Annotated in this window: 18 protein-coding genes; 12 read left to right on the plus strand and 6 right to left on the minus strand. The window is 65.2% G+C overall.

The genetic code is table 11. The features are described from left to right. Window positions 1-154 precede the first annotated feature (154 nt). The 4 genes from FB468_RS11330 to FB468_RS11345 all read left to right on the plus strand — a co-directional run bounded on the left by FB468_RS11330 (window position 155) and on the right by FB468_RS11345 (window position 8,803). Window positions 155-5,221 (plus strand): SdrD B-like domain-containing protein, encoded by a 5,067-nt coding sequence (locus tag FB468_RS11330; protein WP_141887435.1) that lies wholly within the window; start codon window positions 155-157, stop codon window positions 5,219-5,221. A gap of 138 nt (window positions 5,222-5,359) precedes the next feature. Beyond that, complete coding sequence (locus FB468_RS11335) at window positions 5,360-6,019, plus strand: pentapeptide repeat-containing protein (RefSeq protein ID WP_141887436.1); 660 nt, start codon at window positions 5,360-5,362, stop codon at window positions 6,017-6,019. A gap of 124 nt (window positions 6,020-6,143) precedes the next feature. Then, window positions 6,144-8,252 (plus strand): heavy metal translocating P-type ATPase, encoded by a 2,109-nt coding sequence (locus tag FB468_RS11340; protein WP_141887437.1) that lies wholly within the window; start codon window positions 6,144-6,146, stop codon window positions 8,250-8,252. Window positions 8,253-8,353: 101 nt separating this feature from the next. Next, window positions 8,354-8,803 carry a MarR family winged helix-turn-helix transcriptional regulator gene (locus tag FB468_RS11345; protein WP_170219707.1) on the plus strand — a complete coding sequence of 150 codons (450 nt, stop codon included), beginning with the start codon at window positions 8,354-8,356 and terminating at the stop codon, window positions 8,801-8,803. A 22-nt stretch (window positions 8,804-8,825) separates the two neighbouring features. On the opposite strand, the gene FB468_RS11350 is transcribed toward FB468_RS11345, so the two are convergent. Both FB468_RS11350 and FB468_RS11355 read right to left on the minus strand, forming a co-directional pair. Further along, window positions 8,826-10,301 (minus strand): alanine/glycine:cation symporter family protein, encoded by a 1,476-nt coding sequence (locus FB468_RS11350; RefSeq protein WP_141887439.1) that lies wholly within the window; start codon window positions 10,299-10,301, stop codon window positions 8,826-8,828. Between the two features lie 57 nt (window positions 10,302-10,358). Then, the gene (locus tag FB468_RS11355) at window positions 10,359-10,757 is read right to left on the minus strand and encodes a YchJ family protein (RefSeq protein WP_141887440.1); all 399 of its coding nucleotides are present in this window, start codon (window positions 10,755-10,757) and stop codon (window positions 10,359-10,361) included. 96 nt (window positions 10,758-10,853) lie between these two features. On the opposite strand from FB468_RS11355, the gene FB468_RS11360 reads away from it, so the two are divergent. Genes FB468_RS11360 through FB468_RS11370 form a run of 3 tightly spaced genes read left to right on the plus strand, consistent with a single transcriptional unit; the run spans window position 10,854 to window position 12,788 of the window. After that, window positions 10,854-11,249: a GntR family transcriptional regulator gene (locus FB468_RS11360; protein WP_141887441.1), complete on the plus strand. Its 396-nt coding sequence runs from the start codon at window positions 10,854-10,856 to the stop codon at window positions 11,247-11,249. Further along, the gene (locus FB468_RS11365) at window positions 11,242-11,964 is read left to right on the plus strand and encodes an ABC transporter ATP-binding protein (protein WP_141887442.1); all 723 of its coding nucleotides are present in this window, start codon (window positions 11,242-11,244) and stop codon (window positions 11,962-11,964) included. Before FB468_RS11360 ends, FB468_RS11365 begins: the two co-directional genes overlap by 8 nt. Beyond that, window positions 11,961-12,788, plus strand: a complete 828-nt coding sequence (locus FB468_RS11370) for a hypothetical protein (protein WP_141887443.1) — start codon at window positions 11,961-11,963, stop codon at window positions 12,786-12,788. Before FB468_RS11365 ends, FB468_RS11370 begins: the two co-directional genes overlap by 4 nt. Here the strand turns inward: FB468_RS11370 and FB468_RS11375 are convergent. After that, window positions 12,785-14,092 (minus strand): type III PLP-dependent enzyme domain-containing protein, encoded by a 1,308-nt coding sequence (locus FB468_RS11375; RefSeq protein ID WP_141887444.1) that lies wholly within the window; start codon window positions 14,090-14,092, stop codon window positions 12,785-12,787. The genes FB468_RS11370 and FB468_RS11375 overlap by 4 nt on opposite strands. Window positions 14,093-14,384: 292 nt before the next feature. On the opposite strand from FB468_RS11375, the gene FB468_RS11380 reads away from it, so the two are divergent. Genes FB468_RS11380 through FB468_RS11390 form a run of 3 tightly spaced genes read left to right on the plus strand, consistent with a single transcriptional unit; the run spans window position 14,385 to window position 17,166 of the window. After that, window positions 14,385-15,629: an aromatic amino acid transport family protein gene (locus tag FB468_RS11380; RefSeq protein WP_141887445.1), complete on the plus strand. Its 1,245-nt coding sequence runs from the start codon at window positions 14,385-14,387 to the stop codon at window positions 15,627-15,629. Further along, a complete protein-coding gene (locus FB468_RS11385; RefSeq protein ID WP_141887446.1) occupies window positions 15,629-16,558 on the plus strand; it encodes an acetamidase/formamidase family protein in 930 nt (309 codons plus the stop codon). The genes FB468_RS11380 and FB468_RS11385 overlap by 1 nt, the downstream gene beginning before the upstream one ends. Beyond that, a complete protein-coding gene (locus tag FB468_RS11390; RefSeq protein ID WP_141887447.1) occupies window positions 16,555-17,166 on the plus strand; it encodes a response regulator in 612 nt (203 codons plus the stop codon). The genes FB468_RS11385 and FB468_RS11390 overlap by 4 nt, the downstream gene beginning before the upstream one ends. Before the next feature lie 154 nt (window positions 17,167-17,320). Here the strand turns inward: FB468_RS11390 and FB468_RS11395 are convergent, their stop codons facing one another. Continuing rightward, window positions 17,321-18,646, minus strand: a complete 1,326-nt coding sequence (locus tag FB468_RS11395) for a class I SAM-dependent RNA methyltransferase (RefSeq protein ID WP_141887448.1) — start codon at window positions 18,644-18,646, stop codon at window positions 17,321-17,323. Window positions 18,647-19,477: 831 nt separating this feature from the next. On the opposite strand from FB468_RS11395, the gene FB468_RS11400 reads away from it, so the two are divergent. Next, a complete protein-coding gene (locus tag FB468_RS11400; RefSeq protein WP_141887449.1) occupies window positions 19,478-22,141 on the plus strand; it encodes an Ig-like domain-containing protein in 2,664 nt (887 codons plus the stop codon). 78 nt (window positions 22,142-22,219) lie between these two features. Here FB468_RS11400 and FB468_RS11405 read toward each other — a convergent pair whose 3' ends face one another. Next, window positions 22,220-23,026 (minus strand): SCO4651 family lipoprotein, encoded by an 807-nt coding sequence (locus FB468_RS11405; RefSeq protein ID WP_141887450.1) that lies wholly within the window; start codon window positions 23,024-23,026, stop codon window positions 22,220-22,222. Between the two features lie 79 nt (window positions 23,027-23,105). Here FB468_RS11405 and FB468_RS11410 point away from each other — a divergent pair, with 79 nt between their 5' ends. After that, entirely contained in the window at window positions 23,106-23,789 is a 684-nt protein-coding gene (locus FB468_RS11410) for a Maf family protein (protein WP_141887451.1), read from the plus strand. Window positions 23,790-23,841: 52 nt separating this feature from the next. Here the strand turns inward: FB468_RS11410 and FB468_RS11415 are convergent, their stop codons facing one another. Then, window positions 23,842-25,512 (minus strand): PucR family transcriptional regulator, encoded by a 1,671-nt coding sequence (locus tag FB468_RS11415; protein ID WP_141887452.1) that lies wholly within the window; start codon window positions 25,510-25,512, stop codon window positions 23,842-23,844. Between the last annotated feature and the right edge of the window lie 63 nt (window positions 25,513-25,575).

Consider the following 25,575-nt stretch of genomic DNA (forward strand, 5'->3'; position numbering starts at 1 on the left):
CCGCGCCACGCTCGCCCGATAGGATCTCCCACGGGGGATTCAGACCTGTTTGGGCAGGTCGAACCAATTTCTGGGGCCGCTCTTGTGGCCCTTACGCAGGGACGCGTGTGTTTACTTACGCGTCCCTCTTTTTTGTTTCTGGGGGGAAGCGACGATGTCTGAGTACATCGCGCCGCGTTCGCGCGCGCGCATTTTCATAAATTGGTTAGCGGGGGCGCTTGTCGCGCTGCTCGTCGTCGGTGGTTTTAGTGCCCCGGCGATGGCTGCGGGCGGCAAGGTCACCGTCTTCCCGGCGAGTTCGAACGGGCAAGACCACAACGGCATGCCGGTCATGCCGGGTGGCGACACCTTCAACTTCCAGTTGGGCTACGGTTCGATGGATGATGGGGCCGTCTCGGTCATCACGCTGCCTGAGGGGGTCACGATTCCCGCTGAAGCGCTTGTAGTTCCCGCGGGGAACACGGCGGTGAAATCGCTTGAGATGAATGCTGCCGGCCAGCTGGTCATCACCTTCGCCGCGAAGTTCCCGAGCGACGTGAACCAGGGCGTGCTCGATCTGAAGTTCACTGTAGAAAAGGTCGAGCACTCCGACGTGCGCGAGCTGAACTGGGACGTCGATGGTGTTTCGACCTCGCAGACGATTATTGTGACGAAGCCAGGTGACAAGCCGAGCTCGACGAACGATAGCGCTGAAAAGAGTGTCGAAAACCCGAAGATCAAGCACACCATCGTCGACGGCAAGGTCGTCATCGACGAGAGTGTACTCGGAACGAAGATTCCCTACACCGTGACGGTCAAGAGCAAGCAGGCTCGCGACGTTGTTCTGACCGACACACTCGGAAAGCACCTGGCCCTCGTAGAGGGTTCGCTCAAGGGTTCGAAGGTCGTGCGCGACGAGAACGATCTCAACCCGGTCACCACCTCGCTCGAGGCGCTTCCCAACATCTCGGGTGAGAGCTTCACGTACGGGTTCTCGGCTGAGGCCAACTCGGTGTACACCTTCACCTACGAAGCGACCATCGCTGATGCCGCGGCGCTCGCGGCTGTGCGCGACGAGCTCCAGGCTGCGTACGACACCGTTGCCAAGAAGGAAGATGGCGGCGACTACTCGATCAAGCTCTCCAACGGTGCTGATGTCTCGGGCACCGAGGTCAAAGCAAACGTTTGGATCACGGGCAATGTGGCCCCGGAGGCACGCCCGGGCGTCGGTGAAGCATTCACCAAGTCGGTCGAACCGTCGAACGTCGATCTCAAAGAGCAGCTCACGGGCGGCGATACCCTTGCGAAGCCGATTGATCTGACCTACACGCTGGTTGCGGACCTCACGAAGTTTGCGGACTTCTCGACCAACGAGAAGTACAAGCTCAAGAACAACGTCGTGATCAAGGACATGCTCCCTGAGACGGTGGCGTGGGATATTAGCGGCAAGGGCACATTCCTCACCCTGACCGATGCGGCTGGCGACGAGATAAAACTGACACCGGCCGACGCGCTCAAGGGCGACGTTGAGAAGCTTATTGCTAGCGACGACTACAAGTTCCACTACGTTGTCGACGGGCAGAACCTCTTTGTCAACGTCGGAAAAGACGTGAAGGAGAAGTACACCCTCACCGTCAAAGCGACGCTCACGCAGTTGCCTGCCGACGCGTTCGACAAGAACGGGATCTACATCGACCGTTACCTCGCGCGCAACACTGCGAACTTCGTGTACGGCGACGGAAAGTACCACGGCACGCACGCGGACACTGTCGTAACGACTCCGAAGGATCTCAGCGGCGGGGTTGACGACAAGGATAAGTTCAAGAAGTCCGCGACCGGCGGCACGCTGACCGCTGTTGCTGGCACCTCTGTCGAGGTCCCGTACCAGTTCAATGTCGGCGCCGGTGTGGGCAACGCACTTACCTCTCGCATCATCGACGCGGTTGATCACAGCATCTTCAATGTAACCGAAGAGACGCTGCCTCAGATCAAGGCTTCGATCACTGGTAAGTACGACTGGAACTACCCGCTCGACGGAGACACCTTCGATCTCTCGATCGACAAGGAAGGCAACCTCGTCATCGCTCCCAACTCCGCGTTCCCGAAGGATGCACGCTGGGGGGCGGCCGAGGCTCCGATGAACAAGGCCTGGGAGATCGAATTCAAGCTCCCCACCCACGTGCTGAAGGGCAAGCAGACGCTCGACATCAAGAACGCTGCGAGCTACGAAGGAACTGACCTCGAGTACACCTTCACGTCGAGCTCACAGACCAAGGCGACGAGTTTCGGTAACGAGATGGAGGTGCAGAAGCGCGTTTACGACGCGAAGAATGATGCCTTCACCACGAACCTGCGCGCAGAGACCGATGAGAGCGGCAAGCTGCTCAAAGATACGTTTGTCTACCGTGTCGAGCTCATGCCACACGGCACCTTCTCCAACATGGTTGAGCCGGTCACCGACGTACTGCCCGAGGGCGTTGAATTCGTCGGGTTCGTGGCGCCCGAGGACGTGAAGGGTGATCGGGTCGACTCGAACTCGAGCTACCGCGTGCCTGGCTCGAACCTCACCGCGACCTTCGATGCCACCGCGAACACCGTGACGCTCGAGAAGGGCAAGCTCGAGAGCGGCAAGACCGTGAGCCTGTTCTTCAAGGTCAAGCTCGTCGGCGCCAAGGAGAACATCGGTGTCACGAACCTCATCGGCACGTCAGGCGCGACGATCACGCCGACGAACGACTACCCGCTGAGCCTGCTGAAGCGCGACAGCGCAGACGCCACCAAGCTCATCACCGACAAGAGCGCGGTCTTCTCCGTTCTCGCGGCCGACAAGCAGACCGTCGTGCTGAGCGACCTTCGGGTCGAGAACGGCAAGATCGTCACCGCGACCGGTGGCACCCCCGTCGTGAAGCAGCCCGGAACCTACTGGCTGCGCGAGGACGTTGCGCCCGGCGGCTACAAGAAGTCCGACGAGCTCCTCGAGATCGGGTTCAAGGCCGACGACAGCGCGAAGGAGGTCGTGCTCTTCAACGACCGCCAGAACTACGCCATCGGCGACTTGACCTGGATCGACACCAACCGTGACGGCATTCAGGACGAAGGGGAGCCCGTGCTCTCCGGTGTGACTGTCGAACTCATTCAGGGCGGTAAGGTCATCGCGACGACGAAGACCGACGCCGACGGACGCTACCTCTTCGACGAGTTGCCCGCGGGTGAGTACCAGGTGAAGTTCACGCTGACGGAGGAGCAGCAGAAGCTCTACACCTTCACGACGCAGAACTCGGGCAAGGATGGCGCAGCCGACTCCGATGCTGATCGCGAGACCGGCCTCACCACGAAGATCGTGCTCGGCGACTCGAACACGAACCTCACCAAGAGCTACGATCACGGCAAGGTGAAGGCGACTGAGGGCATCGACCCGACGTGGGACGCCGGCGTCGTGCTGAAGAGCTACGCGATCGGCGACTACACCTGGATCGATGAGAACAACAACGGCGTTCAGGACGAGGGCGAAGAGATCCTCCCAGGCGTCACCGTTGAGCTCATCAAGGACGGCAAGGTCATCGATTCGAAGGTCACCGACAAGAACGGCCTGTACCGTTTCGACGACCTGCCTGCCGGCGAGTACCAGGTGAAGTTCACTCTCACGAAGGAGCAGCAGAAGGAATTCCGCTTCACCGAGCAGACTGCTGGATCGGACGACGCGCTCGACTCGAACGCGAACCCCGAGACTGGACTCACCACGACCATCGTGCTCGGCGACTCGAACAAGAACCTGACGAAGGATCCGAAGTTCGGCGAGCTGAAGGCCACCGAGGGTATCGACCCCACGTGGGACGCGGGCGTGATTCGCAAGACCTACGCCATCGGTGACTACACCTGGATCGACGCGAACCGCGACGGTATTCAGGACGCCGATGAGGAGATCCTCGCTGGCGTGACCGTCGAGCTCATCAAGGACGGGGAAGTCGTCAAGACGACCACGACCGACGAGAACGGCCGCTACGTCTTCGACGGACTCAAGACTGGTGAGTACCAGGTGAAGTTCACGCTCACTCCCGAGCAGCAGAAGATCTACACCTTCACCGACCTCGCAGCCGGCGAGGATGACGGGGCGGACTCAAACGCTGAGCGCGGAACGGGCCTCACGACGACGATCGTGCTCGGCGACGACAACGCGAACCTCACCAAGAAGTACGACTACGCAGAGCTCGACGCGACAGAAGGAATCGATCCCACCTGGGACGCCGGCGTCGTGTTGAAGACCTACGCGATCGGTGACTTCACGTGGATCGACGCGAACCGCGACGGTATCCAGGATGCCGATGAGGAGATCCTCGCAGGTGTGACCGTTGAGCTCATGAAGGACGGGGAAGTCGTCAAGACGACCACGACCGACGAGACCGGACACTACATGTTCGACAACCTCTACGCAGGTGAGTACGAGGTGAAGTTCACGCTGACCGACGAGCAGAAGAAGGTGTACACCTTCACCAGCCAGGTGATTGGTGAGAACGGCGCCGTCGACTCGAACGCCGATCGGAAGACCGGCCTCACAACGAAGATCGTGCTCGATGACTCGAACCCGGGCCTGACGAAGGACTACCCCTTCGGCACTGTCGAGGCGACTGAGGGCATCGACCCGACGTGGGACGCCGGCGTGGTTGTGAAGACCTACGCTGTCGGCGACGTCGTCTGGATTGATGCGAACAAGAACGGCGTCCAGGACAGCTCCGAGAAGGTGCTACCTGGCGTCACCGTGGAACTCTTCCAGAACGGGAAGGTCATCGCGACGACCACGACCGACAAGAACGGTCGCTACAAGTTCGACGACCTGAACGCTGGTGAGTACCAGGTGAAGTTCACGCTCACCAAGGAACAGCAGAAGATCTACAAGTTCACGAAGCCGACCGTCGGCTCGAATGGCGCCGTAGATTCGAACGCTCACCCCGAGACTGGCTTCACTGCCACGATCGTGCTCGGCGACGACAACTCGGATCTCACGACCGAGTACGAGTTCGGCGAGGTCAACGCGACCGAGGGCATCGACCCGACCTGGGATGCCGGTGTTGTTGTGATCGATATCCCCGCGACCGAGGTTCCGGGCGCTGAGAACCCCGGCACCCCGGGCGTGAACGAGCTGCCGAACACCGGTGGATCGCTCCCGCTCCTCGTCGGCGGCGTCGCTTCCCTGCTGCTGCTAGCGGGTGCTTCGCTCATGATCTGGCGCCGCCGGACCGCGTAATCACCTAGCGCGCCGCGCTCAAGGGGCCCAACCTGGCACTCGCCGGGTTGGGCCCCTTGCCGTTGGCGGTGCAGGCCGCGGGTTCGCGCGGCCTGCGGGTAGGCCTCCCGTGTCGGACGCGGGGAATAGTGTGGTGGCATGGCAAGACGACAGGCAGCAGACACTCCCCGGATCGAGCAGCTCGTGCTTCGCGACCTCACCCCCGGTGACGCGACAGGGCTCGTCGCCGGCGCGGACCTCGATGGGCTGAGGTTCGAGGGCGCGCGCATCGATGGGCCACTCGGCGGCGCGACGTTTCTTGAGTGCGAGCTGATCGAGTTCGCGGGGGATCGCGTGGAGCTTCGCGGCGCCAGCGTGCTTGAATCGCGGGTGCTGCGACTTGCCGCCCCGGTCGTATCGGCCCCCGGGAGTTCGTGGCGCGACGCCGAGCTCATCGAATCGCGCGTCGGGGCCCTCGATATGAGCAACGCCGAAGTGCGACGCCTCGTCGTCGAGGGGTCAAAGATTGGGTGGATCAACCTGCGCGGCTCGGTCGTGCAAGACGTTGTCTTTCGGCACTGCGCGTTTGAAGAGGTCGACCTCGGCATGGCGAAGACCGCGCGGGTTGCCTTCGAAGGTTGTACGACAGACAAGCTCACCCTCACGCAGCGAACGGGGGCGGCGCTCGACCTGCGCGGGCTCGAGTTCCGGGCGCTTGAGGGCTTCGAAGGGCTCCGGGGTGCGATCCTGTCTCCTGAGCAGGTGGCCCTCATGGCCGAGACCTTCGCGGGGCACTTCGGGGTGAGCGTGCGCGAATAAGAGATAGGGGTGGCCAGCCGCGGAAGTCGGGAATAGCCTCAATGCAACATTGGTTGTGGTCAACTGATACCCCCTAGGGGTATCGTAAACAGTGACCCAGATGCAATGCGAGGGGAACCCCACCATGAACAACCACGGAAACCACGGCGCGCACGACCAGCCCGCTGACCACAGCGCCCACCAAGAGCACGAAGACCATCAGGGCCACGGCGGCCATCAGGGCCACGGCGGCCATCAGGGTCACGGCGGCCATGAGGGCCATGTCGCCGAGTACCGGCGCATGTTCTGGATCATGCTGGTGCTCGCGATCCCGACGGTGCTGCTCTCCGGCATGTTCTCGTCGATCGTCGGTTACCAGCTCCCCGACGTGCCCGGGTTGAAGTGGGTCTCGCCCGTTCTCGGCACGGTCATGTACGTCTGGGGCGGCCGGCCCTTCCTCGTCGGCGCCGTAGACGAGATCAAGGCCCGCAAGCCGGGCATGATGCTGCTGATCGCGCTCGCGATCACCGTGGCCTTCCTCGCGTCCTGGGCGGCGAGCCTCGGCCTCGTGCACCACGAGCTCGACTTCTGGTGGGAGCTCGCGCTGCTCGTCGTAATCATGCTGCTTGGGCACTGGATCGAGATGCGATCGCTCGCGCAGACCACCTCGGCGCTCGATTCCCTGGCCGCGCTGCTGCCAGACGAGGCCGAGCGGGTCGAAGGCGGCGAGATCGTGAAGGTTTCACCGAGCGCGCTCCGCGTCGGCGACGTCGTTATCGTGCGGCCCGGCGGCAGCGTCCCCGCAGACGGTCGCGTTGTCGACGGCCGCGCGTCGTTCGACGAGTCGATGGTGACGGGCGAATCCCGCACTGTCGGTCGCGGGGTCGGCGAGCCAGTCTCGGCCGGCACCGTTGCGACCGATTCGGGGGTGCGCATCGAGGTTACGGCGATCGGCGACGATACCGCCCTCGCGGGCATTCAGCGCCTCGTCGCAGAGGCCCAGAACTCGTCCTCGCGCGCGCAGCGCCTCGCTGACACCGCGGCGGGCTGGCTCTTCTGGTTCGCACTTGCGGCCGCCGTCGTGACGGCGATCGTGTGGACGCTGGTTGGGAACCCCGACGACGCCGTCGTGCGCACGATCACCGTGCTCGTGATCGCCTGCCCCCACGCGCTCGGCCTCGCGATCCCGCTCGTTGTCTCGATCGCCACTGAGCGGTCTGCGCGCGCCGGTATTCTCGTGAAGGATCGTCTCGCGCTCGAGAGCATGCGCCTCGTCGACGCCGTGCTGTTCGACAAGACCGGAACGCTCACGAAGGGCGAGCCGACGGTCACCCACGTTGAGGCGGTCGGTGACCTCTCGGAGGATCGTGTGCTCGCGCTCGCGGCCGCCGCCGAGCAGGACAGCGAGCACCCGCTCGCGCAGGCGATCGTTCGCGCCGCGAGCGATCGCGGCCTTGAGGTGCCGGCCGCTGCCGACTTCGCGTCGTCCCCCGCTGTCGGCGTCACGGCCCAGGTCGAGGGCGCGACAGTTCGCGTCGGTGGGCCGTACATGCTTGAGGAGGAGGGGGCGACCGAGCTCGCCGTCTCGTCAGACTGGCGCGACCGCGGCGCGATCATCCTGCACGTGCTGCGTGACGGCGCGGTGATCGGGGCCCTCGCGCTGAGCGACGAGGTTCGGCCGGAGTCGCACGACGCGGTGCGGGCGCTGCACAGGCTGGGCGTCGAAATTGTCATGATCACGGGTGACGCCGAGGCGGTCGCGAAGACCGTCGCGACCGAGCTTGGCATCGACCGCGTGCTCGCGGGCGTGCGGCCCGAGGACAAGGCTGCCGAGGTGTTGAAGCTCCAGCAGGGCGGTCGTCGGGTCGCAATGGTTGGTGACGGCGTGAACGACGCGCCGGCGCTCGCACAGGCAGACGTGGGGCTCGCGATTGGCGCGGGCACCGACGTTGCGATCGCCTCGGCGGGGGTGATCCTCGCGAGCGATGACCCGCGCTCGGTGGTCTCCGTGATCGAGCTGTCGAAGGCGACCTACCGGAAGATGCGGCAGAATCTGTGGTGGGCCGCCGGCTACAACCTCATTTCGGTGCCGCTCGCTGCCGGCGTGCTCGCGCCAATCGGGTTCGTGCTGCCGATGTCTGTCGGCGCGATCCTCATGTCGCTGTCGACCGTTGTGGTTGCGCTGAACGCGCAGCTGCTCCGCCGGCTCGACCTGCGGCCCGAGGTGACGACGCGCAACGTGCTCCAGGGCTGACAGGCGCATGTGCCACCGGGTAGTCTCGGTGGCACATGCGCTCAGCGCGTTCGAGAGGATGGGGGTCCTCCGAGCGCGCGTCAGAGAAGGGGGAGAGTCCGGTGGATCTCGGAGATAGCCGGCAGCATGTCGGGGTGTCCGACAGGCTCACGTTCCAGTTGTACGCGGCATCGCGCGCGATGGTTGGTGCGTATCGGCGCGAGCTGCAGGCGTTCAACCTCACCTATACGCAGTACCTGACGCTGCAGGCCATCTGGGGCGGCGACGGCAGGCCCGTCACCGAGCTGTGTGAGCAGCTCGAGCTCGACTCGGGCACAGTCTCGCCGCTGCTCGCGAGGCTTGAGCAGGGCGGCTTCATCTCGCGTGAGCGCGCCGGGGTTGACGGGCGGCAGGTGCGCGTCTTCTGTACTGAGCAGGGGTGGGGTCTGCGCGACCAGCTGGCGAACGTGCCGGGCGGAACCCGCGGGGTCGACGGCCTGAGCGACGATGAGCTCCAGAACCTGAGCTCTCTCCTCGACACGCTGCGCGCCGCGGTGCGCTCGGGATCCTGATTCGGCGGGACCGCTCCTCTCGTTACTGCTCGTGCCCGCGCTCGCTCTTAGGGAGCGGGATCACGCCGGTGACAGACTGCTCATCGGCCCACTGCTCGACGCCGGAAATCTCGGGGAGCCTGTCGCGGGTGAATACCGGATCACGGCCAAGCTTCCGCTGTGCCGTGTAGTCGCGCAGCAGCTTGAACGCGACGCCCGACAGGAGCGCGATCGCGACGAGATTGATCAGCGCCATGATGCCCATAATGCCGTCGGCGAGGTTCCAGACAATATCGGCGGAGACAACCGAGCCGGCGAACACAGCGAGCACGGCGATGATGCGATAGCCAGCGAGCACCCGCTTGCCGGTGCTCAGAAACTCAATGTTCGATTCGCCGTAATAGTAGTTTCCGAGGATGGACGAGAACGCGAGCAGGAAGATGATGATCGTGAGGAGCACGTTTGCCCACGGGCCGAGCGAGCTTGAGATTGCGCTCTGGGTGAGAGCGATGCCCTTGGCTGCACCGGTGAGGTCTGGCGCCGCCACGAGCACGATGAACGCGGTGATCGAGCAGATGAGAAACGTGTCGAAGTAGACGCCGAGCGTTTGCACGAGGCCCTGCTTTACGGGGTGGGTGACCGCGGCCGAGGCCCCGGCGTTCGGGGCCGACCCGAGCCCCGCCTCGTTCGAGAACATCCCACGCTTGATGCCCGTGAGAATCACGTAGCCGAGCGCAGCTCCGGTGACCTGCTGTGCGCCGAACGCCGACGAGAAGATCGTTGCGAACACGGCGGGCAGTTCGGTGATGTTGAGGGCGACGATCACGAGCCCAATGAGCAAGTACAGCAGCGCCATGAGGGGGACGAGGGTCTGCGTGACCGAGGCGATGCGGCGCACGCCGCCGAAGATCACGGCAGCCATGAGCGCGGCAAGCACGCAGCCCGTGGCAATCGGTAGCCAGTCTGGCGTGCCCGCGGTGAGGCTCCCCGCTAGCGTGGCCTGGATTGTGTTTGCCTGCAACGAAGAGAACGCGATGGGGAAGCAGACGATGAGCACCGCGGAGAAGACGACGCCGAGCCAGCGCGCGCCGAGCCCGCGCTCCATGTAGTAGGCAGGCCCGCCGCGAAACCCCGACGCGTCCTTAGTCTTGTAGAGCTGTGCGAGCGACGACTCGACGAACGAGGAGGCGCCTCCGATGAACGCCATGAGCCACATCCAAAAGATGGCGCCGGGGCCGCCGACGGCGATCGCGGTGCCGACGCCGGCGATGTTGCCGACGCCGACGCGGGAGGCCGCTGAGATCGTGAAGGCCTGGAAGGCGGAGACCGACTGCGGGGCGCCGTGCTCGTCGCGCGGCGTCTTGTCTGTCAGGGTGCGGAACATGTCTGGGAGGAGGCGAAACTGGACGACGCCCGAGCGAACGGTCAGGTAGAGGCCGAGTGCTACGACGACGGGCAGCACGAGCCACGTCCAGAACGCGTCGCCCCACTGAGCAAGGAGATTGCTGATCGCTTCCATGGGACGAGCATAGGTGAGGTGCGCGGCGCTGGGTAGCACCGCTTGGGGTGTCGTGGCTTACGCCCCGGCCCCGTCTTCGGCCACGTAGAACCAGTTGCCGCCCTCGCGCACAAAGGCGCTGCGTTCGTGCTGCTCGAAGCGACCCTCTGGGGTGCGTCCGATCGCGGTGAATGTGACGGTCCCGGCATCGTCGAACGGCCCGCCCCGCTCGCTCGCCTCGATGATGAGGCGGAGCCACCGGGTGTCGCCGTCGAGCTCCAGCTCGCTCGGCCGAGTGCTCGAGTGCCAGCTGCGCAGCAGGTAGGCGGCGTCGCCAATTGCGAAGGCACTGTATCTGGATCGCATGAGCTGCGTCGCGGTCGGCGCCGGACTGCCGTCATGAACCGGGCCGCAGCACGCGCCGTATGGGTTGCCAAGGCCGCAGGGGCAGGGAGCTGAGCGATCGAACGAGGTCACTAGACCACGGTATCGGCATCTCCGGTTGCAATCTGTGTCACTGTCGTAATACAGTGGTACATGGCGGGTGCTAGCCCCGTCGAAGGAAGGACACACATGCAGCTCGACGATTCCCGGCCCATCTGGGCACAACTCGTCGACGAGTTTAGGCGCCGCATCGCCTCGGGGGAGTGGCCGACGGGCCTCAAGGTTCCCTCGGTGCGCGAGCTCGCACTCGAGCTCGGAGTCAACCCGAACACCGTGCAGAAGGCGCTCGGTGAGGTCGACCGCCTGGGGCTCACGCTCCCCGAGCGCACCGCAGGCAGGTTCGTGACGCGCGACGAGGGCGCCATCGCCCTGGCGCGCACCGCGCTCGCCGCGGCACAGGCCGATGCGCTCGTGGCGACGGCACGCGGCCTCGGCATGACCCTTCCCGAGACCGCGCTACTGCTTGAACGACGCTGGGGGGCCATGCCCGCCCCAGCACCGACCGAAAGGACACCCGATGAGTGAGCAGCACCTGCCACCGTCACCACCCGCGATTGAGGTGCGCGGCCTGACAAAGGCCTACCGGGGGCGCCCCGCGCTCGCCGGCCTCGACCTCGCCCTCCAGCCCGGCCAGATCGTCGGGCTCATGGGCGACAACGGCTCCGGCAAGACGACGCTCTTAAAGATCCTCGCCGGCGTGCTCGCCGAGTGGGAGGGCGCCGTCAGCGTCGCGGGCCACGCGCCCGGGGCCGAGTCAAAGGCGCTCGTCTCGTTCCTCCCCGACGCCTCCTTCCTGCCCGATGCGCACAAGCCGCAAGACTCGATCGCGCAGTACGCGAGGTTCTTCGCAGACTTCGATGCGGCGAAAGCGCGCGAAATGGTCGACTTCTTCGGCCTTCCGTGGGACCGCAGCCTCAAGGAAATGTCGAAGGGCATGCGCGAAAAGCTGCAGATTTCGCTCGCCATGAGCCGCCGCGCCAGCGTGTACCTGCTCGACGAGCCGATCTCGGGCGTCGACCCCGCCTCGCGCGACGTGATCCTGCGCGGGATCCTCTCGAACTTCGCGGAAGACGCGCTCATGCTCGTCTCCACCCACCTCATCCAAGACGTCGAGTCAATCGTCGACTCCGTCGTGTTCCTTCGTGCTGGGCGCGTGCTCCTGCAGGGCGGCGCCGACGACCTCCGCGAGGAGCACGGCGTGAGCCTCGACGCTCTCTTCAGAAAGGTGTACGCAGCATGATCGCCAAGCTAATGAGCCAGGAGTTCATTTCGACGCGCAAAGCGCTCTTCACGACCGTCGGAATCATGCTCGTCGTGATCCTGATGGGCTACGCCCTCGCGATCCTCCGCGTGCCGATCCTCGACGGGCTTGGGCTCGGCGCGGGCATCGGCGGGACGATCGCGCTCACCCCCGTCGTGCTCGCCGTGCTCGCTGCGCACTACTGGCGCACGATGTATGGCGCGCAGGGCTACTTCACGATGACGATTCCGGTGCGCGGGCGGGCGATTTTCGCGGCGAAGGTGCTCTATGGCATCTCCGCCTCCCTCGCCGCCGCCGTGGTGACGGTCGCGCTCCTCGCGCTTGCCGCGGTTGCGTTCGCAGTCTCGAAGGGCGTCGCGCCCCTCGACTTCCTCCGCGAGGGGCTTACGATGCTCGACCCGGGGCTCGGCTGGTTCATTGCCATCGCCCTCACCATCCAGCTCGTGTTCTGGGTCATCGCGGGCGCCGCGCTCATGTCGATCGGTGCGGAGGGGCGGTTCAACCACCTCGGCTTCGGCGCGCCCGTCATCGGTGCGGTCGCGCTCTACTTCGTGATGCAGCTGCTCGGGCTCGCGGCGATGCTGTTCGTGCCCCTCGGCATCCGCATCGGCGGGCCCGATGCCGGGGCGTTCGTAGCGCAGGGCATGTTCCCGGACTTCCTCGCGGCGCTGAAGCCGGGCGGCACGGCTGCGGCTGAACCGAGCGTGCTCGGCATCGGGGTGTTCCTCGTCTCGCTCGTCGCCGGCGTCGTGTTCGCAATGTGGGGAGCCCGCTCGGTCGACCGCCGCACCTCGCTCCGCTAGCGGGCGAGCTGCAGCTCGGGCTGACCCCCGTGCTGGTGATCGTGCTGAACGGCGCCTCTGATCTCGGTGAACAGGGGCGCCGTTCCCGCGTGCTCGACGCCATACACGGGCGGCACGGGCAGCGAGTTGTAGTGGAACGGGTTGCTCGCGTAGTACGCGCCCGTGTCGAGCAGCGCGACGAGATCGCCCTGCTCGAGCAGCGGCAGCTCCCGCCCGCGCGCGACGAGGTCGCCCGCGAAGCAGCAGGGCCCAGCGACGTCGTGGATCGCGGTGATGTCGGCCGGCTTCGGCGCTCCGGTCGCCTCGAAGCCCTCGACCCGCAGCGGCCAGGCCTCGGGCATGAACACCGTGCGCGTCGCGACCTGCGCGCCTGCGTGGGTGATCGCCACGCGGCGACCGCCGACCTCCTTCGTGTACTCGACGTAGGTCGCGATGAAGCCGTGCTTCGCGAGGATGCTCCTGCCGAACTCGGTGACGATCTCGTAGTCGCCCGAGAAGAGGCGCGGCGCGCCCTCAGCGAGCGCGGCAACGTAGTCGTCAAACGCCGAGATCGGGTTGTCGGTTGCGAAGTCGACGGGCAGGCCGCCGCCGATGTCGAGGGTGCGGATCTGCGCGAAGCCCGCGCGAGCATTCACCTCGTCAGCGAAGCCCACGAGTTCGTTCACGCCCTCGGCGATGAGGGGGAGCGGGCAGCCTTGCGACCCGACGTGGGTGTGCGCTCGCCGCAGCCACGGCGACGCGAGGTACGCCTCGATGAGCTGCTCACGCATGCCCGCGTCGCGCATCGGCACACCGAACTTCGAGTGCGCGCTTGCGGTGCTCATCGCCGCAATTGAACCGGCCCCGACCTGGGGGTTCAAGCGGATCCCGATTTCTGAATCCGACCCGCTCTCCTCGATGATCGAGCGAACCCGGGCGAGCTCCTGGAAGTTATCGACGTTGAGGGCGGCGCCCAGGCCGAGCGCCCGGCGCAGTTCGCCCCACGACTTCGCCGGGGAGTCGAAGACGAGCCTGTCAGGAGTGATGCCAGCCGCAAGCGCGGCGCTCAGCTCGCCGTCGCTCGCGACCTCAGCGCCCATGCCGAGCGCGCCGAGCCGCTTGAGCACAGGCACGAGCGGGTTCGCCTTCACCGCGAACGCGTGGAGCACGGGGATATCGGCGGGGAACGCGCGGAGCAGGTGCTCAACGTTGAGCTGCACCCGCTCCCAGTCGAGGAATGAGACGAGGGGCGAGTGCTCCTCGTGGAGGAGGCCCTGGCCGAGGGCTTCGGTGAGGATCTGTGATCGGCGTGCTGAATCGCTCATGGTGATGTGGCTCTGCGCTCTCGTGGTCGTGTTGGGTGTGGGGGCCGCGCCCAGGCGATATCTGCCCCGCCACTCAGGCTAGGATTATTCGTTTGGCAGCAGATCCGTCCGGGGGGATGAAATCTGACTGCGAATTCATCCCAAGAGGATGATGAGCTCACTGGGCCCAGCCCATATGGTGAGACGTGCCCTGCGGAGCTGCATGGGTAGGGCCCTGGGGCAACCACATAGCTTCGTGAGTTGACGCGGTGGTGTGCCGGGCCCGAGATAGTGAACACCAGAAAGAAACAACATGACTACCGCTACCCAATCGGGCGCAGGCGCCCAGACGGCAACGGCCAAGCCGCACAGCACCGCGATCACCTTCTGGCAAGGTGTCGCGATCATTTTTGGCGCGAACATTGGAGCTGGCATTCTCGCGCTGCCCTACGGAGCGCGAAGTGGCGGCTTTCCCGCGCTGCTTGTGGCGCTCATCGTCGCAGGGTTCCTGACTACGGCATCGATGCTTTACGTCGCCGAGGTCGCACTGCGAACCAAAGAGCCGTTGCAGCTCGCTGGGCTCGCGAAGAAGTATCTCGGCAATGTCGGGTCGTGGCTCGTCTTCGCCGGCGTCGCCGTCAACGGCCTCGGAGCGCTCATCGCCTACACTTCGGGTTCGGGGCGGATCCTCTCCGAACTGCTCGGCCTGCCTGAGGCAGTCGGAAGTCTCATCTTCTTCATCCCCGGGGTCCTTGTGGTCTGGTTCGGTCTGCAAGCAACTGGCCGCTCAGAGCAGGCGATTACGATTGCGATGCTTGTGCTTATCCTTGTGCTCTGCGGGTGGACATTCTTTGGCCCCGGCATCGACATTGCAAACGTGACGTACGTGCAGCCGTTCTTTATTATCCCGATCGTGAACCTCGCGGTCTTCGCGTTTATTGCGCAGTACACCGTCCCGGAGCTTGCACGGGGACTGGCAGAGACGAACCCACGTGCGCTACCCCGCGCGATCGTTGTCGGCATGTGCGCAACAGGGTTCCTGCTCGCACTCGTTCCGCTCGCAGCGCTCGGCATGATGGGCCGTGAAGGCATCACCGAAGTCGTTACCGTGGCGTGGGGGCAGGAGCTCGGCTCCGCCGCGTACTATCTGGCGAACATCTTCGCGGTGCTCGCGATGATGACATCGTTCTGGGCGATCGCACTCACGCTCATGACCAACATCTTCGACAGGTTCAAGTGGCCGTCGGAGGGCGCTCCGGGCTACCGAGTGGCTGCTATCGCGATCGTTGCGATCCCGGCATTCCTCATCGGCGTCTTCAAACTCGCGGGGTTTGTATCTGCACTCGGTTATGCGGGCGGGTTTGCAGGGGCAATCATGTCTATCGTCCCCGTCCTAATGCTGCACCGGGCACGCAAGCACGGTGACCAGGAGCCGGCGTGGAAGGCGGGCTGGGTCTCCCACCCGATCATTCAGGGCCTGCTCATTCTTGTTTTCGGCCTCGCTTTTGTCTACTCGCTCGTGTCAGCGTTTGGACTCGTGCCTGACGGCTGGGCCTGATGCGTCGCATTTCAGCGGCATCCGCGATCACGGCGTTCTCGGCTCATCACGAGCCGGTCGCCGTGGTCGCGCTGGGGGAGGTCTTCGAATGCGAGACCGAGGATTGCTACGCAGGGCAGATCACTTCAGAGGCGGTGCTTCGGCCGCATATTGACATGGCGCATTTCAATCGGGCAACCGGGCCGGTGTTCGTCGAGGGCGTTCGTGCTGGCGACATGATCCGCGTCGATATCGAAGGCATCGATATCGCTGATGCGGGCATCATGGCGCTCTCGCCTGGGCTGGGAGTACTTGGCGAACGGATCACGGAACCGAGCACTCGCGTCGTGCAGGTGCGCGACGGCTACGCGTGGATCACGCCAGACACCCCCGTTCCTGTCGCGCCCATGATCGGAGTAATCGGCGTAGCTCCTGCCGGTGAGCCCGTCGGATCTTCTTGGCCCGGGGCACATGGCGGAAATCTTGACACACGATTGCTGCACGCCGGCACCGCAATCTTCCTGCGTGCCCATCACGACGGAGCCCTGCTCGCAGTAGGCGACCTCCACGCGGTACAGGGTGACGGTGAGCTCGGAGGAACAGGTGTAGAGATCGCTGGTCGTGTGCGCCTGCGTGTTGAGCGGGCGGTGCCGTGTGCTGACGCAACCAGCGCGGTCTACTCTGGCGAGCTGCCCGCGTTGATTCACGAGGACGGGCTTAGCCTGCTTGCGAGCGCGGAGACGCTTGACGAGGCTGTCCGAATGGGCTTCTCAACCGCTGTTGATCAGATTCAGGCGTGGCGGGGGCTTCCGTGGGAAGATGCCTACCGGATGACGAGTCTTATTGCGCGGACCGAGGTGAGCCAAGCGGTGAACCCGCTGGTGACAGCGCGGGTCACGATTCCGCACGAATGGTGCCCCGCATCGCTTTTTGAAGCGAGTGACGCGTGACGGACGTGTTGAAGATCGTGCTGGTCGAAGACCACCCGATAGTGCGCCTCGGCCTTTCGACGGTGCTCGGCGCGCATGATGATCTCAGGGTGGTGGCCGAGGCAACTGACCCGACGGAGGCGCTCGCCGCAGTCGCTGAGACGACGCCTGACCTCGTGATCTTGCCGCTTCGGCTCGGCGGGGTGCGCGACGGGCTCGAACTCTGCCGTGAGATCAAGGCGGTTGAGCGCGGCCCCCGCGTCATGATGTACACGTCGTACACGAGTCAGTCAGACGCGACGCTCGCCTTCCTGTCGGGCGCCGACAGCTTTCTCACGAAAGATCACCCCGAGGGCCGGCTCGTCGAGACCGTGCGTGCGACGGCGCGGGGGAGCAGGGTGTGGAACGTCGCGACGGACGCCGGGGCGAGTGCTCGCAGCATCGAGGAGCGGGTTCAGCGTTCCGTGCTCACGGCTCGGGAGCAGGAAGTGCTCGGTTTTATGCTGCAGCGATACACAAACGCCGAGATCGCCCGAGAGCTTTTCGTCGGGGTGCCGACCGTGAAGACGCACGTCTCGAACGTGCTGCAGAAGCTCGGCATCGACAGCCGAAAGGCGCTGTTCGCCTAACTTTGGGGTTCTCTGGGGTCCCGAGGAGCCCCTCCACCTGTGATCTGTACACGCAATGCCCCAGGCGTACGAAACCTGCATGCGAATTACAGATTACATACGCTGGGCCGGGAGAGGGGCTGGCCGGGAGCGGAGGCCAGTGCCCCCACAGCCCCTACTCTGCGCGACTGAAGACCGCGAGCGACTCGAAGTGGTGCGTGTGCGGGAAGATGTCGAAGGCGCGCAGCTCGAGCAGGTCGTAGCCCGAGTCGAGCAGCGACTTCGTATCGCGGGAGAGCGCGACGGGGTCGCAGGCGACGTAGACGATGTTCGCGGGTGCGAGCTCTGCGAGCTGCGCGGTGACATCGCCGCCGGCACCCGAGCGCGGCGGGTCGAGCACGATGGTGCCGCGGCGCAGGCGGTCGCGCACCGGCGCTGCAGCGTCCAGCAACTCGGAAAGGTACTTATCGACGCGAGCGGTCAGAGCACGGGCGCCGACAATCTCGGAGAGGTTCTCGGCGGCGTTGTCAGTCGCGTCGGGGTCTGACTCGACCGAGGTGATCTTCAGCCCCGGCCCGGCGGCCTCGGCGACAGCTGCCGCGAGCAGGCCTGCCCCGCCGTAGAGGTCAAGGTTGCCGGCTGCCGGGTCGAACTGACCCGCCTCGATGAGGTCGGAGATCGCGTCGTGCACGGCGCCGAACAGCATCGCGGGCGCCTCACGGTGCACCTGCCAAAAGCCGCCCGCACGGACAATGAATCCGCGATCCTCAACGAGCTCGGCGACTAGATCCTTTTCGCCGCGGCGCTCCTTCTGGCCGATCTCGGTGATGAGCATGCGCGGGTCGTCGTTCGCGGGGTCGATGAGGTCGATCGTCTGCAGGCCCTGCATCGCCTCGGCGAGCGGGGCGATCTGGTTGACCCCGTCAGTCGCGAGCGGCAGCGACGACACGGGTACAACCGTGCGGCTGCGCGCGGCGTAGGGGCCGACGGCGCCGGTCTCAGGGTCAACGTGCAGCCGAACGCGCGTGCGGTAGCCGAGACCGTTCGCCTCGTCATCACCGTCGGCGGCCTCGACGAGCTCTGCGAGGGTCTCGGAGAAGTCTTCGCCCTCTTCGCCAGCGAGCTCGATGTCGCCGAAGCGAGCCATCGAGTCGACGAGCACCTCTGCCTTGAGCACGCGCTGGCGCGCGAGATCGATGTGGCCGAACTCGGCGCCGCCCGCGCGCTCGGCGGGGTCGCGCTCGAGCGATGCCTCCGCCCAGACGTGCTCGCGGCGGTCGTCCGAGGCATCGAGCACGCGCGTGACCGCGGCGCGGGCGAACGACTTCTTCTTCTGGTCGGTGACGCGGGCGAGCACGCGCTCACCAGGGATCGCGTCGGCGACGAACACCACGCGCCCCTCGTGGCGAGCGACGCTCACGCCGCCGTGGGCAATACCGGTGATTTCGAGCTCGATCTCGGAGCCGATTTCGAGGGGCGTGCTTGCGCGCTGTTCAGACATGAACCCTATTCTCCCACGCGAACTTCCGAGTCCTAGCCTGAGGATAGGAACCGGCCGAGCACGCCTCAGCGCACCCTTGGTATGACGGTTGCTGGACACGCGACACCTGCATGTTGAGCGCGACACAACACCTGGTGTCTGCTGGGTATCAGTGCTTACGTCGCAGGCTTGATAGTTCCCGTGACCCGCAGAAATAGTGGCCGACTCGCCGGGGGCCTGCATTTATTTGAGCGCGATCGCCACTTCGCCTGCCTCTCGTGGCGTTGCCCAAAAGCCCGACGCCTCAGTACCCCTTACACGTAGTCCAAGGGGGCCGCGCACGTGGAAAGTCGACGCTTCGCACAGAGGGTCGGTTCCGTGTGTATAAGTGCGAGGGGATCGCAGAAATCTGGTGAGCGGCAGCGGAGGAGAATGTGTAAAACTTCAGCATTTTAAGGTGTTAGGTTTGTGCGGTCTCGGCATGTCTGCCGCGAACGTTCCTTATGCCTGCAGCTTGGGTTCGTAGGGCAGGAATTTCTGACGCACGTGCGTTTAACTGAGTAAGGAAGTGTGTGAATCTTGCGGCAACATCGTTTGCGCCGTGTCGCGGCAGCTGGAGCTGCTGCGTTGATCGCGATAGTGGGACTGGACGCCGGCATCGCCCCTGCGTTCGCCGAGGCTGAGGCTCCGGCGGGCACCCCAGTAGAGGCGGCTCCGGAGGCTCTTGCCTCAGGACCCCGCCTGCAGGGGAAGTGGATCTTCGAGAGCCCGTCGCAAGCTGGGATGCGCTACAGTGCGCTCCAGGACGGGCCGGAGGGACTGGCCCAGGCGCCCATGGGAAGCTTGGCGGACGTGACAAAGCTGACGGATTCGTTCTCGTACCCTCCGGCGAACAACGAGGCGGGCCCGATTATCGCTGAATCCGGGCAGTGCCTCAGCATCCTTCCCGCGTCGACCATCGTCAACCTCATGCCATGCAATGGCGGTGTCCTGCAGATGTGGCAGATCAGTCCCACGGGCGTTGTGACCGCGCCAAATGGGAAGGGTCTGTCTTGGCGCGGACGTCACCCCGATTCTTGGCTTGACGCTCGAGACGACAAGGCCGTAAATGCCCTGAGGATGAGTGAGCTCTCGCCCGAGGTCGCACCGATTGCTTTCTCTGCGCGCGTGGACTCAAAGGACGACAGTGCTCGATCCGCTCTCGTCACGGGCAACGGTACACCCGGTGCTACGGTGACCATTAACGGCGCACAGCCGACGCAAGTCGCCGCCCAGGGCAATTGGAGCGTGAACGTCACCGGCCTGAACATCGGGACGAACAACCTATTTGTTGAGCAACGTGTGAACGGTGCTGTGACGGGGACGAGCAACCTGGTGGTTGAGTTCGGGGCGGCTCAGCTCAGTGCGAGCGTGGCCTTCGAGGCAGACCTCTCCGAGCGCGCCACGGTATCGGGCAAGGCTGAGCGTGGCGCGACGGTTGAGCTGTGGCAGGGAGTCATCCGCCACAAGACGACAGTTGCGAACGCAACGACCGGAGCATACTCGATCGCCCTTGACGCTCCGAACGCTGGTGGTGTGCAGAACTACACAGTCAAGCAGGTCGTGAGCGGATCCACTGTGCCAGGCACCGTTGATGTGCAGGCAGATTACGGCTCGGCAGTCGTGATCGTCGCGCCTGCCGCAGGTCAGATGCACAATGGTGGCACACTGCGGTTTGAAGGCCGTGGTGTCCCCGGCGGAAGTGTCGTGCTGACCCAGCAGGGAGCTTCGGGCGTACTTGGTACAGCCACTGTCGCGTCGAATGGCATCTGGACGATCAACGTCGCAGGTGTTGCCAAGAAGAACCTGTCGTTCACTGCCACACAGACTGGCCGGGGTTCGAACGTTACAACGGCAACAGTAGAGATCAACCCCGGTGTCACTGACGAGGCGCTGCAGGTGCTCACCCCCGCTGAGGGTGCGAAGCTTCAGCCGGGCACGGTGACGTTCACGGGCACAGCAAATGCTGGCGCGACGATCGAGCTGCGCTCGAACCAGACCGGAAACATGTTGGGAACCGGGACCGCTGCGGCGAATGGGACATGGAGTGTGCCCGTGAACCGTCAGCTTGCTGCTGGGAACTACACGATCCTGGTCAAGAATGGTGCGCTCGAGGTCGCTCGTTCCTTTAGCGTCGAGGCTCCTGCTCCCCAGCTGAAGCTTGAGGTCGTGAACCCGATCGCGGGGTCGCGCGTTCAGCCGGGCACGGTGACCTTCACAGGTACGGCGAATGCTGGCGCGAAGATCGAACTGCGCTCGAATGTTTCGGGTGGTCTGCTGGGTTCGGGGACCGCGTCTGCGAGTGGTGCGTGGACGGTTGACGTGAATCGCCAGCTTGGTGCTGGCGAGTACACGATTGTGGTGAAGAACGGCACCCTTGAGGTGATTCGCTCCTTCTCCGTCGCTGCTCCGGCGCCAAAGCCTGAGCTCGCTGTGACCGCACCCGCGCAGGGCGCTCGCGTGCTTCCTGGGACGGTGACCTTCACAGGTACGGCGAATGCTGGCGCGAAGATCGAGCTGCGTTCGAATGTTTCGGGTGGTCTGCTGGGTTCGGGTACTGCGTTGGCGAGTGGGGCGTGGGCCGTTGATGTGAATCGTCAGCTTGGTGCTGGCGAGTACACGATTGTGGTGAAAAATGGCACCCTTGAGGTCGCCCGCTCCTTTACCGTTGGTGAGAACCCGGTGACGGCCCCCCTGACTGTCACAAGCCCTGCCAACGGGGCAACACTGGCGCCGGGTACTGTCACCTTCACTGGCACTGCCGGCGCTGGTGCTGAAATTGAGCTTCGGTCAAGGACCACGGGTTCGCTGCTCGGAATCGGAACGGCGAACACGAGCGGGAACTGGGTGGTGCAGGTAAACCGGCAGCTTGGCGTTGATACGTACTATTTCCAGGTGAAGTCGGGCAACCAGACCGTGGACCGTCAGTTCACAATCGCCGAGAAGCAGGTCGGAACGGTCCTGAACGTGCTCACTCCGTCAGAAGGGGCAACCGTTCCAAGTGGCCGTGTCACGTTCACGGGTATTGCCGACCCCGGAGTCACTGTCGAGCTTCGCTCAAACGTGAGCGGCTCGCTGCTCGGCCAGGGAATCGCGAATGGGGCAGGTTCATGGACCGCGACGACAACCAATGCGCTCGGTGAGGGCACGTATCGAGTCGTTGTGAAGAACGGCGGCATCACCGTCGACCGTGGATTCCGCGTCAAGGACACTCCCGTTGTCGGGCACCTCACCGTAGTGACGCCCGCGCAGGGCGCGACCGTGAACCCTGGCCCGGTCACGTTCACTGGGCTTGCGGAACCGCACGCGAAGGTTGTGCTGCGCTCGAACGTGTCGGGCCTTGAGCTCGGCTCGGGTACCGCGAACGCTGCTGGGAATTGGTCGGCAACGACCAATACTCAGCTCGGGGTTGGCGCGTACACGGTTCTTGTGCAGAGCGAGAACAACGAGATCGCTCGGAGCTTCCAGATTCGCTAGCCACGGTACGGGCTCCTGAGTAGAAAAGCGGGGGTGAGGCGGAAATCCGCCTCACCCCCGCTTTGCCTGTCGAACGGGTTAGCCCTGGAGCGCCGAGGCGTCCGCGATCTGATCCTTCGCGGGAGCCTCGATCTTCACGGGCTCGCCCCACTTCGTGTACTCCTGGGTGCCGGTGCCCATGCCGCCGACGTTCGGCATGACGATGCGACGGGGCAGGTCATCGGAGCCGATGAACATGTCGTAGACCATCGACTCGCCAAGAGTCGACACGAGCGTGTCAATGTCGACGCCCTCCTGCGGCCCCTGAGCCTCAAACATCTTGCGCGTGTCGAGCGTGAGGGTGAGCTGCGTGGTCTTCACACCGTCGATCTCGGGGCCGTTGGGGTCGGCCACGAAATCGGTGAGTGCGTCGCCGAAGCCCTCAACCTGTGAACCCGGGTTGACCTGGTCAAGGATGGCGCCGATGTCGCCCGCGCCGCCCGGCATCGTCGACATGTCAAAGAACTTGTCGCCCGAGAGCGGGCCCATGTTCATGTACATCTTGCCGTCGACGAGGCGGATGTCGCCCTTCACGCCAGCCTGATCCATCGTCATCTGCATCTGGATCTTCTTCGGATCCTTGTCGATCACCATGTCGGCCTCGATGGAGCCCTCGACCGAGTCGCCCATCTGCATGCTCATGTGAACGGAGCCCGCGGCGAACTGCGCGTCAGCGATGCGCTGCGCGAAGTTATCCTGCGTGAGAGCGCCGCCCTTCGCGGGGGCCTCCTGCGACGTCGACGAGCCGCCGTCAGCCGGAGCTGCGGGGGAACTGCACCCGGTGAGCGCGAGGCCCCCGGCAAGGAGGATGGACGTTGTCAGTGTGGCCCTGCGTGAAATCTTCATACGACAAAGGTAACCCCACCGGACGACATAATGCGATTCGGGCAGTTGAACGGTTGGTGCATTGCATAGGCTTGTGGGTATGCGCCTGATCCTCGCCTCGACCTCGCCCGCCCGCCTTTCGGTGCTCCGGGGAGCCGGAATTGAGCCGGCATGCTTCGCCCCAGAGGTCGACGAAGACGCTGAGGTCCGAACGCGAGAGGCCGAGCTCGGCCGCGCGCTCACGGCGCCTGAGCTGACCGAGTACCTCGGCCGGTTGAAAGCTGAGGACGTGGTGCGGCGCTACGGTGACGAGATCGCGGCGCTTGGCGGCGGGCTCGTGCTCGGCGGCGATTCAATGTTCTTGCTTGGCAACGAGGTGCTCGGCAAGCCGCACATGCCCGAGATCGCGCTCGAGCGCTCGAAACAGCACCGCGGACGCACGGGCGTGCTGCACTCCGGACACTGGGTCATCGACTGCTCCGGCGGATCCTCCCCCGCACCCGAGGTGGCCGAGCTGCCCGCTGTCGGCGGCGTAGACACGGCGACCGTCACTCTCGCCGCCGATGTTACTGACGGTGAGCTCGCGCGCTACGTTGCGACCGGCGAACCGCTGAAGCTTGCGGGCGGGTTCGCGATTGACGGCCTCGCCGGCGCGTTTATCGAGAAGATCGAGGGCGCACCCAGCTGCGTTATGGGGCTCTCGCTGCCCGAGCTCCGCCGACTCGTGCGCGACCTCGGCCACGACTACACCGCGCTGTGGAGCGGCGGCTCACCGCTGGCGTAGCCCCGCAGCGCCGCAGCGCCGTAGCCGCGTGGCCAGGGTGGCGCGACCCCGCTCAGAACTCGCCCCGTGCGAGCAGCGCAACCGTGAGCGCCGCGATTGTCTCGCCGTCGGCGAGATCCGCACCCGTCAGCTCTTCTATGAGCGCGATCCGCTGGTAGAACACCGAGCGCGAGAGCCGCGCTCGCTGCGCGGCCAGCGAGCGGTTCGTTGGGTGTTTGAGGTACGCCGCGAGCACGAGGGTGAGGTCGCCCGTGTGGCCTGGGCCGGAGCCGCGATCGTGCGCGAACAGGGGCGCGAGCAGCCCCTCGGCGAACTCCTGTACCTCGGGCGCGCCCGCGAGGCCGCGAATGAGGTAGGCGAGCGGCCGCTCCTCCGCGAGCTGCACGGTTACGCGTGGGTGCGCGGCCGGTGCGAGCGCAGGGGGTGCGGCGGGAGAGGTGCCGGCCTGTGCGATTCGCTCAAGCGAGGCGATAAGCGCGCGCGGCCCGGCCGCGGCGACCCCGATGCTCAGGTGAGCGCGCCAACCGGTCGGTGTGGTCTCGGGAAGCATCATCGCAAGCTCGCGCGAGAGCCGCGTCGCGAGCGGGTGTTGCTGCGCGGTGAGGATCTCGCCGAGACGGGGATCCTCGCGCGGAAACGACATGAGCGCGAGCAGCGTCCGCGGCGCCCCAACGCCCTGCTCTGCGGGAGCGAGGACGACGCTGCCCTCGGGGGCGACCGCACGCCTGAGCGCTGTCTGCAGGATCGCCGCCTCGAGCGATTCGTGCGCACCGAAGTCGCCGACGCCCGTAAGCGTCGCGCTCATGAGCGCCCGCCCAGCTACGGGCAGGCCCGCAGCGGCGAGCTGACTCGCAAGCTCACGCTCGCCCGTGAAACGGCCGGAGAGCGCTGCGTTGAACAGCCGCTTCGATCCGAGGTCGAGCCAGGTGTCGCCGTCGGCGTCGGCGAGCCGCGCGAGGGCGAGGGCGAACGCGCCCAGCTCGAGTACGGTTTCGCGGCCCGCCGGATGCGGGGGCCCAGCGAGCGCCGTGAGCAGGCCCCACCGGGTGCCCTGTGCTTCGACGGGCACCCGGGTTGCGCCCTGCGGCAGCTCAGGATCGCGCCCGGGCGCTCGACGAGCTGATCCAGCCCAGTGCTCAAGCACCCGGGCGTCGCCGCCGGACCACGCGACGACGCGGTGACCGGCATCCTCGAGCACGACTGGGGCGCCGAGGGTTGCGGCGATCCGATCCACGACGTAGTCGACGGGGCTGCGGTTCAAGCCGAGCTCGGTGAGCATCGCGTGCACTTCGGCGCGTGCCTCAAGCGCCTCGTTCTGTGCAGCGAGTACGCGCTGATGCACGCGCTGTGTGATCTGCACGAACCGCACGACCCGGTGCAGCACGATGAGGGGAACGCCGCTCGTGACGCACGCCGCGGCGAGCTCTGGTGGGGTCTCGTCGAAGTGGGTGCCGAGCTCAAACACGATCGCGGCGGGGCCGGTGTCGACGAGGGTGCGCATGAGCGCGCTCAGCCCGGCCGCTGGCCAACCGGCGCCCGTCGTGAGCACGAGCTCGCCGCCGTCGAGCAGCGCTGGCGCCTCGCTACCGGCCACGACGTGAGCCCAGCGCACCCTCCGGTCGAGGCCGGTTTCGCCAGTCACAAGCTCGGGTGCGCCCGCCGCGAGCTCGGCGATGCCGAGCACGTCTCGGACGCTCGGGTACGGTTCCGCAGATTCGCTCACATACAAAGTGTACGGAAAAGTGTTGAAGTCGCGATACTTTGCCGGATGCCCTCGTGAAACTTG

This window comes from Leucobacter komagatae, assembly GCF_006716085.1.
GTDB classification, from domain to species: Bacteria; Actinomycetota; Actinomycetes; order Actinomycetales; family Microbacteriaceae; genus Leucobacter; species Leucobacter komagatae.

Bases quoted from the DNA above. Each gene is read 5' to 3' on its own strand.
- FB468_RS11330 (WP_141887435.1), top strand. From the start codon at position 155: ATGTCTGAGTACATCGCGCCGCGTTCGCGCGCGCGCATTTTCATAAAT.
- FB468_RS11335 (WP_141887436.1), top strand. From the start codon at position 5,360: ATGGCAAGACGACAGGCAGCAGACACTCCCCGGATCGAGCAGCTCGTG.
- FB468_RS11340 (WP_141887437.1), top strand. From the start codon at position 6,144: ATGAACAACCACGGAAACCACGGCGCGCACGACCAGCCCGCTGACCAC.
- FB468_RS11350 (WP_141887439.1), bottom strand. From the start codon at position 10,301: ATGGAAGCGATCAGCAATCTCCTTGCTCAGTGGGGCGACGCGTTCTGG.
- FB468_RS11360 (WP_141887441.1), top strand. From the start codon at position 10,854: ATGCAGCTCGACGATTCCCGGCCCATCTGGGCACAACTCGTCGACGAG.
- FB468_RS11365 (WP_141887442.1), top strand. From the start codon at position 11,242: ATGAGTGAGCAGCACCTGCCACCGTCACCACCCGCGATTGAGGTGCGC.
- FB468_RS11370 (WP_141887443.1), top strand. From the start codon at position 11,961: ATGATCGCCAAGCTAATGAGCCAGGAGTTCATTTCGACGCGCAAAGCG.
- FB468_RS11375 (WP_141887444.1), bottom strand. From the start codon at position 14,092: ATGAGCGATTCAGCACGCCGATCACAGATCCTCACCGAAGCCCTCGGC.
- FB468_RS11380 (WP_141887445.1), top strand. From the start codon at position 14,385: ATGACTACCGCTACCCAATCGGGCGCAGGCGCCCAGACGGCAACGGCC.
- FB468_RS11385 (WP_141887446.1), top strand. From the start codon at position 15,629: ATGCGTCGCATTTCAGCGGCATCCGCGATCACGGCGTTCTCGGCTCAT.
- FB468_RS11395 (WP_141887448.1), bottom strand. From the start codon at position 18,646: ATGTCTGAACAGCGCGCAAGCACGCCCCTCGAAATCGGCTCCGAGATC.
- FB468_RS11405 (WP_141887450.1), bottom strand. From the start codon at position 23,026: ATGAAGATTTCACGCAGGGCCACACTGACAACGTCCATCCTCCTTGCC.
- FB468_RS11410 (WP_141887451.1), top strand. From the start codon at position 23,106: ATGCGCCTGATCCTCGCCTCGACCTCGCCCGCCCGCCTTTCGGTGCTC.